This is a genomic window from Pseudoalteromonas sp. TB41 (assembly GCF_000497975.1).
In the GTDB taxonomy this organism is placed as follows: Bacteria; Pseudomonadota; Gammaproteobacteria; order Enterobacterales; family Alteromonadaceae; genus Pseudoalteromonas; species Pseudoalteromonas tetraodonis.
Genome location: NZ_AUTH01000006.1, coordinates 1 through 12,734, shown reverse-complemented (window position 1 = coordinate 12,734; position 12,734 = coordinate 1). Strand labels below are relative to the sequence as shown.

11 protein-coding genes and 1 pseudogene are annotated in these 12,734 nt (G+C 40.8%); 4 read left to right on the top strand and 8 right to left on the bottom strand.

The genetic code is table 11. The features are described from left to right. Nucleotides 1-30: 30 nt before the first annotated feature. The gene (locus tag L641_RS0100865; RefSeq protein ID WP_024600859.1) at nucleotides 31-792 is read right to left on the bottom strand and encodes an IS5 family transposase; all 762 of its coding nucleotides are present in this window, start codon (nucleotides 790-792) and stop codon (nucleotides 31-33) included. Nucleotides 793-1,072: 280 nt separating this feature from the next. Between L641_RS0100865 and xseB the strand changes: the two genes are divergently transcribed. The 3 genes from xseB to dxs all read left to right on the top strand — a co-directional run bounded on the left by xseB (nucleotide 1,073) and on the right by dxs (nucleotide 4,183). Then, nucleotides 1,073-1,315: an exodeoxyribonuclease VII small subunit gene (xseB, locus tag L641_RS0100860; protein ID WP_008110204.1), complete on the top strand. Its 243-nt coding sequence runs from the start codon at nucleotides 1,073-1,075 to the stop codon at nucleotides 1,313-1,315. Nucleotides 1,316-1,317: 2 nt separating this feature from the next. Continuing rightward, nucleotides 1,318-2,205 (top strand): (2E,6E)-farnesyl diphosphate synthase, encoded by an 888-nt coding sequence (ispA, locus tag L641_RS0100855; protein ID WP_013464235.1) that lies wholly within the window; start codon nucleotides 1,318-1,320, stop codon nucleotides 2,203-2,205. 115 nt (nucleotides 2,206-2,320) lie between these two features. After that, nucleotides 2,321-4,183, top strand: coding sequence for a 1-deoxy-D-xylulose-5-phosphate synthase (gene dxs, locus L641_RS0100850; protein WP_024600858.1), 1,863 nt, complete (start codon nucleotides 2,321-2,323; stop codon nucleotides 4,181-4,183). Nucleotides 4,184-4,245: 62 nt separating this feature from the next. Here dxs and L641_RS0100845 read toward each other — a convergent pair whose 3' ends face one another. From L641_RS0100845 to L641_RS0100810, 7 genes and pseudogenes are all read right to left on the bottom strand, one after another. Then, on the bottom strand, nucleotides 4,246-7,332 hold the full coding sequence (locus L641_RS0100845) for a ligand-binding sensor domain-containing diguanylate cyclase (protein WP_024600857.1): 3,087 nt from the start codon (nucleotides 7,330-7,332) through the stop codon (nucleotides 4,246-4,248). Nucleotides 7,333-7,363: 31 nt separating this feature from the next. Further along, nucleotides 7,364-7,849 carry a phosphatidylglycerophosphatase A gene (locus tag L641_RS0100840; protein ID WP_008110211.1) on the bottom strand — a complete coding sequence of 162 codons (486 nt, stop codon included), beginning with the start codon at nucleotides 7,847-7,849 and terminating at the stop codon, nucleotides 7,364-7,366. Beyond that, on the bottom strand, nucleotides 7,846-8,820 hold the full coding sequence (gene thiL / locus L641_RS0100835; RefSeq protein ID WP_008110214.1) for a thiamine-phosphate kinase: 975 nt from the start codon (nucleotides 8,818-8,820) through the stop codon (nucleotides 7,846-7,848). Before thiL ends, L641_RS0100840 begins: the two co-directional genes overlap by 4 nt. A gap of 84 nt (nucleotides 8,821-8,904) precedes the next feature. Next, nucleotides 8,905-9,318, bottom strand: coding sequence for a transcription antitermination factor NusB (gene nusB, locus L641_RS0100830; protein WP_008110215.1), 414 nt, complete (start codon nucleotides 9,316-9,318; stop codon nucleotides 8,905-8,907). A gap of 15 nt (nucleotides 9,319-9,333) precedes the next feature. After that, complete coding sequence (ribE, locus tag L641_RS0100825; protein ID WP_008110216.1) at nucleotides 9,334-9,798, bottom strand: 6,7-dimethyl-8-ribityllumazine synthase; 465 nt, start codon at nucleotides 9,796-9,798, stop codon at nucleotides 9,334-9,336. Nucleotides 9,799-9,891: 93 nt separating this feature from the next. Further along, complete coding sequence (gene ribBA, locus L641_RS0100815; protein ID WP_013464232.1) at nucleotides 9,892-11,004, bottom strand: bifunctional 3,4-dihydroxy-2-butanone-4-phosphate synthase/GTP cyclohydrolase II; 1,113 nt, start codon at nucleotides 11,002-11,004, stop codon at nucleotides 9,892-9,894. 28 nt (nucleotides 11,005-11,032) lie between these two features. After that, nucleotides 11,033-11,407 (bottom strand): annotated as a pseudogene (locus L641_RS0100810) (riboflavin synthase); the annotation flags it as partial. Nucleotides 11,408-11,477: 70 nt separating this feature from the next. Here L641_RS0100810 and L641_RS0100805 point away from each other — a divergent pair. Next, nucleotides 11,478-12,515 carry an IS110 family transposase gene (locus L641_RS0100805; protein WP_024600855.1) on the top strand — a complete coding sequence of 346 codons (1,038 nt, stop codon included), beginning with the start codon at nucleotides 11,478-11,480 and terminating at the stop codon, nucleotides 12,513-12,515. Nucleotides 12,516-12,734 lie beyond the last annotated feature (219 nt).

Below are 12,734 nucleotides of genomic sequence, written 5' to 3'. Positions count from 1 at the left end.
TAGGGGCTGTTGATCTTTGTAGTACATATATCAATCAGCCCACATTGGTAGCCACATCATAGTAAATGCTAAAGCGAGCATTGAATGATAATTTCGTTCAAGCTTTTCATACCGCGTGGCTATCCCTCTATATTGCTTAATACGGCCAAATGCATTCTCAACCAAGTGCCGATATTTATACATGCACCAGTCAATATCTTCATTGCCTACTAAACTGTTGCCCTTACGTGGAATAACGGGTGTAGCGTTATTATCACGAACAAACGCTCTCAGTTTTTCACTGTCGTAGCCTTTATCTGCGACAACCATATTACTTGTTGGGCAATTAGCTACGAGTGACTCTGCATGGACGATATCATGCGTATTTCCACAGGATAATTCATAATAAACAGGCAACCCTCCGCTATCGACTGCAAGATGAATTTTCGTAGAATTTCCACCTCGGCTCTTTCCAATTGATTCATTGTCAGCAGTTCTTGCACCGCAACTATGTTGATGAGCCCTGACAATACTGCCATCAATGAAGACCCAATCCATGTCCGCATCACGAGATAATGCGCGAAACAGTTCATTCAAAATCCCTTTTTTGGACCATAAATTAAACCGTCTGTAGATAGCACTCCAACGGCCAAAATCAGAAGGTAAATCTCGCCATGGAATACCTGTGCGCATCTTATACAGTATGCCTTCGAGCGTTTTTCTATGGTCGGGCTTATTATAAATTCGACCACTTAAGTACATTACTTTTGATAAGACATTCCATGTCCCGTCTGTTAGCATTAATCTTGGCATGTAGGTTCGGTGTAAAGTTTTCTGGCGAATTCAATTATACCTTATCTTCATGCTGTTTGTTTTTCATACCACAAAGATCAACACGCCCTAGTTATATTTTAGATCAACATAGGTAATCAATCTAATTAATCAAAATTAATAATTTTAAAAAATAACGTTGAAACGCAATAAAACCCAATCAACAGCATTTATCTATCAAAAAACAATATCATTCTTTGACCTAGTTTAGCATTCCCCCTAAAATTGGCGTCTAAATTTATTATGTAAGTTGAAAATAAAGATGGCGACTAAAAAACCTGAAAATTTAAGTTTCGAACAAGCACTAGAAGAGTTAACAACAATTGTCAGTGAAATGGAACAAGGTGATTTATCGCTTGAACAGTCTTTAAAGCAATTTGAGCGAGGTATTGCACTTGCGAGCGCATCTTCAGGCAAACTTCAACAAGCTGAGCAAAAGGTGTCGATATTAATGGGTAATGACGAAAAAGCACCGCTTACTCAGTTTGATAACGATATGGAATAATCGTGAGCATAAAAGAACAAATAAAACTCGCTCAAGATGATGTAGCTAATACGCTCAACCTTTATTTTGAACAACCTCTTGAAAGCGACAATACTATAAAAGAAGCCACACATTACAGTGTAATGAATGGTGGTAAAAGACTGCGCCCGTTTTTAGTGTACACCACAGGTAAAATACTCGGTGCTGACAAGCGTGATTTAGATGTACTTGCCGCAGCCATTGAATGTATTCATAGTTATTCATTAGTGCATGACGACTTACCTGCTATGGATGATGATGATTTACGCCGTGGTCGCCCTACATGTCATATTGTATACGGTGAAGCACAAGCGATTTTAGCTGGAGATGCACTGCAAACTTTAGCATTTGAACTTATTGCTAAGCACACATTTAAATGTTCGACTGAAGCACAATTAAAAATGATCGCAGCACTAGCGCATGCATCGGGGTTACAAGGTATGGTTGCCGGACAAGGCCGCGATATTGCAGCAACCGATAAGGTTATTACTGTTGATGAGTTAGAACGCATTCATAAACTTAAAACCGGTGCGCTAATAAATTGTGCGATTACTCTTGGCGCACTGTGCGCCCCTAATACAAGCCAACAAACTTTAGATAACTTATCAACTTTTGGATACGCTATAGGGCTTGCATTTCAAGTTCATGACGATATTTTAGATGTTGAGGGCGATACGCTTACTTTAGGCAAGCCACAAGGGTCAGATATTGCAGCGAATAAAGCGACATACCCCGCTTTATTAGGTATGCTAGGCGCTAAGCAAAAAGCACAAAATTTAATACAACAAGCCCATGAGGCATTAGCTAACATTGACGCAGACACAACAGATTTAGCGGCATTGGCTAACTATTTAATTGAACGTGACCATTAAATACAGCTAAAACGTATTAACTCTTAGTATAAAATTATTACTGAATATTAAGTCGCCTTTTAAACCTCGTTTGTTTTGAGGAGGGTTAATATTAGCGAAGGATATATAAAAAACCATGACACTTGATAGCAGCAAGTATCCATTACTTGATTTGGTGAACGAACCAGCCCACTTGCGAGACTTAGCACAAGATAAGCTTCCTGCATTTAGCCATGAATTGCGTGACTATTTACTCAATTCGGTATCGCAAAGTAGCGGCCATTTAGCGTCTGGTTTAGGAACCGTAGAACTTACCGTTGCACTACATTATGTATACAACACACCCGATGACCGCTTGGTCTGGGATGTGGGTCATCAAGCTTATCCGCATAAAATACTGACTGGCCGTCGTGATCAAATGCATACCATTCGCCAAAAAGACGGATTGCATCCTTTCCCTTTTAGAGATGAAAGTGAATACGACACCTTTAGTGTTGGCCATTCAAGTACCTCAATTTCTGCGGCGTTAGGTATGTCTATTGCTGCACAAAAAGAAGGCAAAGGGCGTAAAACAGTCGCGGTAATAGGCGATGGCGCAATTACTGCTGGTATGGCCTTTGAAGCAATGAACCACCTTGGCGATGTTAAATCAGACATGCTGATCATTTTGAACGATAACGAAATGTCGATATCTGAAAATGTCGGTGCGTTAACCAATCATTTTGCGCGTATTTTATCAGGTAGCTTTTATACCAACATCCGCGAAGGCAGTAAAAAGCTGCTCTCTGGTGTACCGCCGGTAAAAGAGCTTGCCAGCCGTATGGAAGAACACATTAAAGGGATGATGATCCCGGGTACTTTTTTTGAAGAATTAGGTCTAAATTACATTGGCCCAATTGATGGACATGATGTGAATATGTTGGTTGATACGCTGCGCAATATGCGTAACTTAAAAGGCCCACAGCTTTTACATATAAAAACCCAGAAAGGCAAAGGTTACAAGCCTGCCGAAGCCGATCCGATTGGTTATCATGGCGTACCAAAATTTGATCCTGCAACATCAAGCTTACCAAAATCTAAGCCAGGTGCGGCGACTTTCTCAAATGTGTTTGGTGATTGGCTTTGTGACATGGCCGAGCAAGACAGTAAGCTCATGGCAATCACGCCAGCTATGCGTGAAGGTTCAGGCATGGTACGTTTTTCTAAAGAGTATCCAGAACAATACTTTGACGTAGCAATAGCAGAACAACACGCTGTTACTCTTGCTGCAGGTTTTGCTTGTGAGGGCTTAAAGCCCGTTGTGGCTATCTATTCTAGCTTTTTACAACGCGCGTACGATCAACTAATTCACGACGTTGCACTGCAAAACCTACCGGTATTATTTGCTATAGACCGCGCCGGTATTGTTGGAGCCGATGGTGAAACCCATCAAGGCGCCTACGACTTAAGCTTTACGCGCTGTATACCTAATATGGTCATTATGGCCCCAAGTGATACTAACGAATGCCGTCATATGCTTTATACAGGCTATCAAGCTAATTGTCCTGTTGCTGTTCGTTACCCGCGTGGTAGTGCAGGCTCAGCAGACATTCAAAGCACTATGCAACAACTTGAAATGGGTAAAGCGAATGTAATTAAAAAAGGTACTAAAGTGGCTATATTGTCATTTGGTACCTTGCTTGAAAACGCACAACTTGCCACTGATGAGCTCAATGCCACTCTAGTAAACATGCGATTTATTAAGCCACTTGATACGGCATTAATTAATGAGCTGATTAATGATCACGATATTATTGTAACCCTTGAAGATAACGCGATTGCGGGCGGTGCAGGCTCTGCAGTTAATGAATATTTAACGAGCATTAAAGCCGATGTAAAAGTGCTTAACTTAGGTATTCCTGATGAATTCATTAAACATGGCACACAACAGCAAATGCACGATGAAATGGGGTTAGGTGAACACGGTATTTTAACTTCAATTAAATCATTTATGAGCTAACACTTATCGTGTTTAATAAAAAAGGAGCCATTGGCTCCTTTTTTATTGCTCATCTATAACCTCTAGCGCATCCATACCTTAATATCGGCTAGACCATTGCTTTGTAACAAACCAATTTGCTGTTCAACATTGGGGTTTTGCTCAAACTCAAATGCATCTAATTGCTCGTCAAAGGTAATATTAGCGACGCCATCGCCGCCGCGTTTTTTAACTTGATGTAATGCTATGTCAGCTAGATTAATTGATGTTTCCCAGCTAATAACTTGCCCACCTAAGAGAGGTAACGGATAGAACGACCACCCGACTGACGCTGTTATATTGGTTGTTTCACCGTTAGGAAGCTGAAACGAATAATCTGCAATTGCTTGGCATAATTCAGATACATAGCTGTCGATTAAATTACATTTAAAATCGCGCAATAACAGTAAGAACTCATCACCACTCCAACGGGCAACATAATCAGAACCTTGAGTACGCGAGTTAAGTAATGCCGCTACTTGTTGTAAACAGCTATCTCCAGCAATAGGACCATAGGCATCGTTAATGCGGCTAAAGTTATCTAAATTAATAATTAACAACACCAACGATTTACCTTGAGCCTGCAATGACTGCGAGTTACGCTGAAAATGCTCAATATCTTTTGGTAGTTGATCAAACAAAAAACGGCGACTTCTCAGCCCTGTTAGCTCATCAGAGTGACTAACAAGTTTAAGCTGAGAGTTTACTTGGTTTAATTTATCGTTTGCTTGGCGAAGCTCAAGGGTTCGCTCAGTAATAAGCCCCTCAAGAACCTGCTGCTTACGTCGCTCTTGAACTTTAAATACCCAAAACACCAAATAAAAGAGCAACACAAAACCACTGGTGATCAGTAATCTAAAATATATAGTTTCACCAAATCGTTCAGGCACCACAAAAGCGTATTCGGCCGATTGCGCTTTGCCCCAATCTTCACCTTGACGTTTTGTCTCTAATTCAAATAAAAACATACCTGCTGGTAAGTTAGTGTAAATTGCTTCTCGGCGGGTATTTGCATAGCGCCAATCATTATCAAGTCCATTGAGTTTATACCTAAACTCTATACTTGCAGGTGCATAATAATCGATAGCGGTATAGGTAAGCGTTACATCACGCTCGTCAGTTTTAAGTACTGGCTTTTTACCTAACGCAGCCGCAGCAAGTTTTCGTGATGGCGTGGTTAAAGTTTCTATAGTTGGTTTAAGTGAACGCAGCCCAAATAATTCTACGTCTTTAGGAATTTCTACAACGCCTTGCAAGCTGGGATACCAAATTGAATTATCCATATCAACCACCGCATCATGGCCTAAACCATTACAGCATTGACTTGCTTTACCATCGAGCTGTCGATCAAATGAAGAGATCACTTCCTCCACTTTTAGGCTTTCAATGTTGGCTTTGAATTGCTCAACTGGCATGCGATAAACCCCTTTCATGGTGCTTACCCAAATGCGTTTTGTAGTATCATCGTACTCAAGACTAAATATAGAACCATATGGCAGCCCATTGGCGGCATCTAATTGCTGCCACTGCCCTTGTCCACTGCGATAAAACAAACCATCGTTAAGCGAGCCAATTAAAATCCCCACGCCTTTAATGTGTAAAATGCTAGTAACGTACGCACTTTCCAAAGTGGTTTGGTCGCCTATTTTTTCTATCCCGCGTTCAGTAAAGTAATACGCCCCTTTACTGGTACCAATCACCCCAAAATTTGGTTTATCTAAAACATAGGTTACAAACTTACTGCCTAAAAAAGCATTGTACGCAAAAGGGTTTAACCCGTTGTAATTTAAACGATATAAGCCTCGCCCAGTGCCCACCCAAAAGCCGCCTTTAGTCGACGTACTAATAGCAAATACAGGATTATCACTTAGCGCACGGGCAGGGAAACTATATAAGGTATTCGACTCGTAGAAAAACAAACCTCTACCAGTGGCAACATAAAGACGATTGCCGTCAAACTGTAAGTCATGTACTGAGGCATTACCATACTTGGCACTGTTGATGACATTGATAAACGTTTTATCGGCATCGAAATAGCCTACGCCGCTTTTGTTGGCAATCCATAACTTACCATCTGGTGATTTACTAATGGCCATAACCGCTTCGGTCATTTTAGAAATGGCTGAATGGCGCTCTATTCGCCCTTCGTGAGCAAGCCAAAGTCCCTCACTAAAACTCGCTAACCATATATTATTTTCATCATCTCTAAATATATCGGCAAACCAAATACTTTGATCTAATTGACTGGGCTCAACCCATTGCCAATCATCCGACTTCCCTCTGAACAATAAGCGCCCATAAGTCGATACCCACAAGCCACCATTGCCATCACTCATAAACTTATAAACGGCTGAGTTGTTAGCGTTAGGCAGCGGAAATGGGCGTAGCTCATCATCTAAATCTAAAAAGTAAGCGCCTAGCTCAGAAGCAAGATATAAATTGCCATTTAAAAAGGATAAGTCGTGAACAATTGTTTGTGCTAAACGATCAGGCAAGGCCACTTTAGCGGTAAGCTCTAAGCGCAATTTAGAAAAATCAGACGCGCTTTGCGTCAAGCGCAATAAATTACGATCGTTAACCAGCCAAATTCCCTCTGGTGAGAGCGCCATTTTACTGACTGACCCTACTATTTGGGTGATCGCAGTGGCATTTACGATAGGGCTCGGATTGTTTAGCTGGTCGCGCAGCTCTATCTGGCCTCTGTCTATGTAATAAAGCCCATTAGCTGCTATCCAAATACTGCCTTTAGAGTCTTCAAGAATATCTCTAACAGGGCCTTTAATATTAAACTCTTGTGCGGTTAGCTTTTCTGGGTCTATAACAACGAGGCCGTTTTTCGTGCCTATCCATAATAGTCCTTGGCCATCAATCAGTAATTTATTGATGCCATTGCTGGGTAAAAACAGACTATTTTGAGTGTTGTAATTAGTAAAAGTGTTACCATCAAATCGGCTTAATCCGAATTGCGTACCAAGCCACATATAGCCTTGGTTATCTTGCACCACACTTTTGAGGGATTGTGAGGGAAGTCCGTCTTTAATGTTCCATTGTTTAACTACGTAATCAGTAATTGAAGCCGTACTTGGCATGGCACACATCAAGAGTACACAAACCAATAAAAATCGCATCATAGTGCTGCCACCTAGTTAAACAAATAATAAATTAAAAGGGTAGTAAACCTACTTTTATCAATGCTTGCAAACAAATAAGCGAAAAAATACCTGCAAGTACATCATCGGCCATAATACCAAACCCACCATGAGCACGTTTATCAAGTATACGAATCGGCCCTGGCTTTGCTATATCAAAAAAGCGAAATAGTAAAAAGCCCACTAATAATGTTTGCCAATTCAGTGCTGCACCAATCATCGTTATATAGTAACCAGCGACTTCATCCCAAACAATAGCTGGATGATCATGAACTTGAAGGTCATCAGCTGTTTTTCCACATGCCCAAATACCAAATATACTGATCACCACCGCAAATACAATTTGTAACCATAACGGAAAATGCATGGTAATAAAAATAAATGGTAACGCCGCTAAAGTACCAAATGTACCAGGGGCTTTAGGCGCAAGCCCTGTACCAAAACCCAAACCAAAAAATTGATGTGGGCGTTTTAAATTAAATAATCGGTTTTTATTCAAACCTGCTCCTTGGAAAAGTGCTCAAAGCCTTTGTGCTCAAAAACAAACTTTTCACCTTGGTGTAATAATTCTATATTCCCGTCACCACTTTTGATTTGGCCGATACAGGTTGCTTCTACACCGTATTGGCGCAACTTAATATCGAGCATACTCTTATTACTGTCTGGGACAGTGTAAAGTAGTTCATAGTCATCGCCATAGTTGAGTATAAAAGGAAGCTGTTGCTCAAAATCAAGACTCGCTTGCATCGCATCAGAAGTAGGTACATTTTCAATATTGATTGTTGCACTGACCTGTGACAAATCCAAAATGTGCCCTAAATCAGCAAGTAAACCGTCTGAAATATCAATAGCTGATGACGCTAAGCCACGCAAAGCTTGTCCGGCGGCCACGCGTGGCGTTGGAAAGTTTAAACATTTATTAATATGCTTTAAATGTTCAGGTGCAACTGGCAAACCTTGTTTTTTTGACTCAATAGCCAAACCAGCATCACCTAGCGGTCCGGTTACAAAAATCCAGTCGCCCACTTTTGCGCCACTTCGACGCAGTGCTTTACCTTCAGGAACCGTGCCTTTTGCACAAATAGTAATACTGAGTGGGCCTTGAGTCGTATCGCCACCAATAATTTGTACATTAAAGTACTCAGCAATTTCATGCATGCCGTCAGTCAGTTCTGCAATCCATTGTGGATCGATACTTGGCAACGTGAGTGCAACCGATACCCATGTAGGCTCTGCACCCATGGCAGCTAAATCACTTAAATTTACTGCCAGAGCTCGATGCCCTAATGCGCGAGGAGAGATATCATGAAAAAAATGCACCCCAGCAACTAAGGTATCTGTTGTTACAGCAAGCTGACAGTTTGCTGGTACTGTGACAAGCGCACAGTCATCTCCAATCCCTAAATTAACATCGCGACGAGTGATACCGCGACCTTTAAAGTAGTGATTAATTAATTCAAATTCCTTCATACACAAAAAAGCCGACCTATGCCGGCTCTCCTTTTTAACGGTTATTTATAACAACTCACTGAAATTAATATGCAGCTTAAGTTGTTATGACTTGCGTAACTGTTTTACAGCTTTATCAAGTACACCGTTTACAAATTTATGGCTATCTTCAGCGCCAAACATTTTCGCTAATTCAATGCTTTCATTGATAGCCACTTTGTAAGGAACATCTTCACGAAATTTAAGCTCGTAGCTGCTTAAACGTAAGATTGCACGTTCAACTTCGTCTAATTCATCAAATGGACGAGTTAAATGAGGCGATACAGCTTCGTCTAGTTGCTTATGATTTACGGCAACTCCACGCGCTAAATCTTTAAAATATTCAACATCAATTTTAGTCACATCGTTTTCGATCAACATTTGTTGTTCGATATCGGCAATTGCATTGCCGCTTAATTGCCATGAATACACGGCTTGAAGTGCTAAGATACGTGCTTTACGTCTTGCTGCTGGTTTCACAAAAATTCCTTAAACTTAAATTTTATCTAACACATTAACCATTTCAAGCGCACCTAAAGCAGCTTCGCCGCCTTTGTTACCCATTTTGGTACCTGCGCGCTCAATTGCTTGCTCAATGCTTTCAGTGGTTAATACGCCAAATGCAACCGGGATATCATACTCAAGCGATACTTGTGCAAGCCCTTTATTTGACTCGCCAGCGACGAGATCAAAGTGAGGCGTGCCCCCTCTGATCACTACACCTAAGGCGATAATTGCATCATATTCTTTTTTTGCTGCAACGCGTTTCGCTGCTAAAGGTAATTCAACCGCACCGGGTACGTAAATCACGGTAATATCGTCTTCTGATACTCCACCAGTACGTTTTAGCTCATCAACAGCACCTGCAAGCAAGCTACTACCAATAAAGTCATTAAAACGAGAAATGACAATGGCAAACTTTTTGCCTGGAGCGTATTTATTACCTTCAATAATTTTCATTTGATAACCCTAAAAATAAGTTTAAGCGATTTCGGTTGCGCAAAAATTGATGCGCATTATACCACATAAATAAAATAATAACCTAGCGCGTAATTATTGTGGCTCTACGTAGTCAACCACTTCTAAATGGAACCCTGATAATGCATGGTATTTTTTAGGTAAACTCATCAAACGCATTTTTTGAATACCTAAATCAGCCAGAATTTGCGAACCCACACCGACGGTGCGCGAAGTACCTTGAAATTTACGTGGCGTCACATTTTCACCCGCATCAGCTGCGGCAAACGCTTTTACTGTGGCTTCTAACTCTTCAGTGCTTTCTTGCTTACCTAAAATAACTAAGGCGCCATTATGCTCAGCAATATAAGCCATTGCTTGCGATAAACCCCAACTACGGTCAGCATTGCGATCAGAGAGTAAAATATCGTTAAAGGTACTTTGTAAATGCACACGTACTAAGGTCGGTTCTTGTTGTTTTATTTCACCTTTAAGCAATGCATAGTGTAACTGCCCATCAATGGTGTCTTTGTATGTCACTAAGTCAAACTCACCATGTTCAGTTGGCAATTTACATTTTGCAACTTGCTCAATTGTGGTTTCGTTTAGGTTGCGGTACTCGATTAAATCAGCAATGGTGCCAATTTTAATATCATGTTGCTTAGCAAATACTTCTAAATCAGGACGACGCGCCATGGTGCCATCTTCATTTAGGATTTCTACAATCACTGATGATGGCTCAAGCCCTGCTAAACGCGCTAAGTCACACCCTGCTTCTGTATGCCCTGCACGTGTTAACACGCCGCCTGGTTGCGCCATAATAGGAAAAATATGACCTGGTTGTACAATATCGCTTGGCACAGCGCCTTTCGCGATGGCAGCTTGAACAGTGCGGGCACGATCCGCTGCAGAAATACCTGTGGTAACCCCTTTTGATGCTTCAATCGACATAGTGAAATTAGTTGAGAATGCGGCACCATTATTTTTTACCATTAATGGTAAATCAAGCTGCGAGCAACGCTCTTGAGTCATCGTTAAACAAATTAGTCCACGGCCATGAGTCGCCATAAAGTTAATCGCTTCTGCACTAATGTGTTCAGCAGCAATAATTAAATCGCCTTCATTTTCTCTGTCTTCATCATCCATTAAAATAACCATTTTACCGGCTTTAATGTCATCAATTATTTCTTGTGCGCTGTTTAAATTCATAAGTTGCTCGTATAAGTTGTCAATGTCGTTATTTTATAAAGCCCGCTTTAGCGAGTAAGCTCATCGAAATATCTGAACCCGTAGGCTGCTCAGCCCCTCTAACTAGGCGCTCTAAATAACGTGCTATTTGGTCGACCTCTAAATTAACTTGGGTGCCAACTTTAAAGTCAGCTATGGTCGTTTGCCCGCTGGTATGCGGCACAATAGTCAGTTTAAATTTATTACCTTCAACCGCATTAACCGTCAGGCTAATACCATCAATACAAACCGACCCTTTGTAAGGAATGTATTTCATTAAATTTTCATCGGTGGCTAACCAATATTCTGTTGCTCGCGCATTGGCATTAATCGCTGTGATAGTGGCAATACCATCTACATGGCCAGACACTAAATGACCACCGAGATGTATGGACTCCCCTCCCATCGAGGGGTAACGTAATAAGTGACAAAACTTTTACTAAAGGAGTCCATACATGATGAATCTTAACGTTATTGCGATTGATTTAGCAAAAAATAATTATCAAGTTTGTAAAATAGGTCAAGATCGACAGGTTATATACAACAAAGAAGTATCGCGACAAAAGCTACTTCAATTATTGGCGTCAGAAAAGCAGTCATTAGTGGCGATGGAGTCATGTGGTGGCACGCATTATTGGGCAAGAAAAGCGAAAGAGGCAGGCCATACAGTTAAGCCAATGTCTGCACGGGTTGTAAAAGCATTTAGACAAGGCCAAAAAACGGATGCGAATGATGCTTTAGCTATTGGTATTGCAGCTCAACAACCAACAGTTAAACCGAGTAGATTATTAAGCATAAATGAGCAGTGCTTACAAGCCATGTCAGCAATGAGAGAGCACTTTGTAAAGCAAAAAGTAGCCTTGGGGAATCTGCAACGAGGTTGCTTGTTGGAACTTGGTATCCCAATAGCTAAATCAGATAATAAGTTGATTGATGCAGTGGAAAGTCTGCTCGAAGATACAAATTTAGATGTACCTATGGCATTTAGAGCGTCTCTAAAAATAATGAATGAACAATTCAAAAGTGTTATGAAAGAAATTAGAGAGCTAGAAAAGCTCATTGAAGAAGAAATCAAAAATGATGAGGTATGCGAGCGACTTCAAAAACTGGAAGGTGTTGGGCCTGTAGGTTCAATGATGTTGAAAGTTTACTTTAGTTGTATAGAACACTTTAAAAATGGGCGGGAAGCATCAGCCTGCGCTGGTTTAACGCCAGTTCAGCATAGCTCTGGTGGCAAAGAAAGAATTGGCTCAATTTCAAGAACATCGGCAAATAAAAAGTTACGTAGCACGTTATATCAAGGTGCACTAGCTGTTGTCACACATGTTGTAAAAAGAGCGAGCCGTACAGAAAAAGACGAATGGCTTAAAAAGTTAATTGCAAGGCGTGGTAAAAAAGTGGCAGCGATAGCATTGGCTAATAAAACAATCAGAACCGCATTTGCAATGCTAAAGAAAAACGAATGTTATCAGCCAACGTTATTAACGGCTTAAATTTTTGTCAACAAAGAGCGTTTAAAATCAGGGTAAGACTGACCTTTAAGAGACTGTTCCGTGCCTAGGTATAAAATACCGCCACCGAGAAAAGTCATAAAGGGGCGAATACATTAAAGTGACCAGGGGTAGCTCCCCAAATAGAGTCCGTATATAAGCCAGCATCTAATCTTTATTTAATAAATACTTCGTTGACAAAAAACGGGGAGTCCATATAAG